The organism is Schaalia naturae (genome assembly GCF_042665795.1).
GTDB lineage: Bacteria > Actinomycetota > Actinomycetes > Actinomycetales > Actinomycetaceae > Pauljensenia > Pauljensenia naturae.
The window spans coordinates 1-1,652 of the sequence record NZ_JBHTEF010000017.1 but is presented as its reverse complement, the minus strand read 5'-3'; the positions used below and the strand labels follow the sequence as shown (position 1 = coordinate 1,652).

At 65.7% G+C, this 1,652-nt stretch carries 2 protein-coding genes and 1 pseudogene; all 3 read right to left on the bottom strand.

The window, feature by feature from the left end:
- Positions 1-84 precede the first annotated feature (84 nt).
- On the bottom strand, positions 85-441 hold the full coding sequence (locus ACFQWG_RS14275) for a transposase (RefSeq protein WP_380976549.1): 357 nt from the start codon (positions 439-441) through the stop codon (positions 85-87).
- 99 nt (positions 442-540) lie between these two features.
- Positions 541-1,440 (bottom strand): transposase, encoded by a 900-nt coding sequence (locus tag ACFQWG_RS14270; RefSeq protein WP_380976547.1) that lies wholly within the window; start codon positions 1,438-1,440, stop codon positions 541-543.
- Positions 1,437-1,652 (bottom strand): annotated as a pseudogene (locus ACFQWG_RS14265) (hypothetical protein); the annotation flags it as partial. The pseudogene ACFQWG_RS14265 and the gene ACFQWG_RS14270, both read right to left, overlap by 4 nt.

The following is a 1,652-nucleotide window of genomic DNA, read 5'->3' as shown; positions in this document are numbered from 1 at the left end:
GCCGCTCCGAGCCTGTAGCGAAATGGCGTTTTGCCGGCCGGGGCATCGAATCTGTCGGGCTGGTCGGGCTGGGTGGCCCCGGGGTCAGGTTGCTGGGTGGAGGGTGTGGTTGTGGAGTTTGAGGAGGTTGACCACGGTGGCTGCGAGGTTGAGTTCGCTGGCCGCGGCTTTGAGTCCGCGGCGGGAGAACCGTCGTAGTCCGGTTTGGTCCTTGAGGTGTCCGATGACGGTTTCGACGGTGGCTGATCGGCGTTTGTAGGTGGTGTGGCCTTCGGGGGTGCGGATCCGGTGCTGCATCTGTTGGGCGGGGGTGGCGTCGGTTGGTGGTGGTCCTTGGGTGGGCCGGTCGCGGGCGTCGCGGTTGACGTCTCGGTGTTTGCCGGGCGCGATGAGCCGCTCGGGCCCGGGCAGGGTGAGGTTGGGTTCGGCAGTCGCCGGCATCGGCCAAGATCATGCCGAGTTCACGGCCGATCTGTTCGGTGGCGGTGACCGCGGCGTTCATCATCGGTTCGAACGAGTCGTAGTCGTTGGCGTTCTGGGTCACCGTGGCGGCCAGGATGAGGTGGTCGTCGCTGACAGCGATCTGGGCGTTGAAGCCCTGCACGAACCCACCGGAGTGGGTGGACATTTTCCGGCTGTCGGGGTCGGTGGTGTTCGCGACCGGCTCAAGTTTGTCTGGCGGCGGCGCCGTCTGGCCGCGGCGCCTTCGCGGTCGATCGTGCCGGCTTCGGCGGCGGCCTGGGCGGCCTGCAAGTCTTTCCTGGCTTGGCGGATCTGACGTGCGGCGGTCTCGTGGGCCCGGGTCTTCGGCTCGGCAGCCTCGAGCCGGGCCTGTTCGCGGGCCAGCCGCGCGGTGTTGAACCGAACCAGATCTGTCCCGGCCGGAACTGGACCCTTCACACTTTCGCCGGCCTCGACCCGCTGCAGGTAGTCCTCGATCCGGGCCTGGTCAGCGGCATCATCAGCCTCGGCCTGCTTAGTTTTCTTCTTGACCTCGGCCAGAGCCTTCCGGATCCGTTCGCGGCGCCCGGACGGGTTACTGAACTCGGGCGGCAGTTCATCACCACGCGCATCGCCGTACTCCTCGTCTTCTGCCGCATCAGTGGCTGCGGCCTCGGCCACGATCTTCGCGACCTGCTCCCGCAACCACTGCTCTTTGCGGTTGGCGCCCAGTGACGCGTTCGCGGCGATCTTGGTCCCGTCGATCGCCACCACCCCGACCCGGCCCATCCCCGCGGCAGCGCACATCACCAGCACCTGCGAGAACAGATCCGCGAACGCGTCTTCATGCTCGGCGCGGAACCGCGCGATCGTCGTGTGATCAGGAATGTCTTGGGCACAGATCACCCGGAACGCCACATCCACGGTGCACAACCGCTCGATCTGCCGCGAGGAATGCACCTTGTTCGCATACGCATACATCAGCAACGTGATCATCATGTCCGGATCGAACCCAGCCCGGCCCTGACCGGCCCGTGTCCGGCGGCATGCAGCACCGACGTGTCCAGCTCCTTGACCAACTCGACCAAGAACCACGCAAAATGACCGGGCGGCAACCAGTCAGACATGTCCGGCGGCAACAAGAAACCCTGACCACGATCAACCGGCCGATACCCATTCGCCACACCCAATAATCGAACACCTACCGGGTT

Bases quoted from the DNA above. Each gene is read 5' to 3' on its own strand.
- ACFQWG_RS14275 (WP_380976549.1), bottom strand. From the start codon at position 441: ATGCCGGCGACTGCCGAACCCAACCTCACCCTGCCCGGGCCCGAGCGG.
- ACFQWG_RS14270 (WP_380976547.1), bottom strand. From the start codon at position 1,440: ATGATGATCACGTTGCTGATGTATGCGTATGCGAACAAGGTGCATTCC.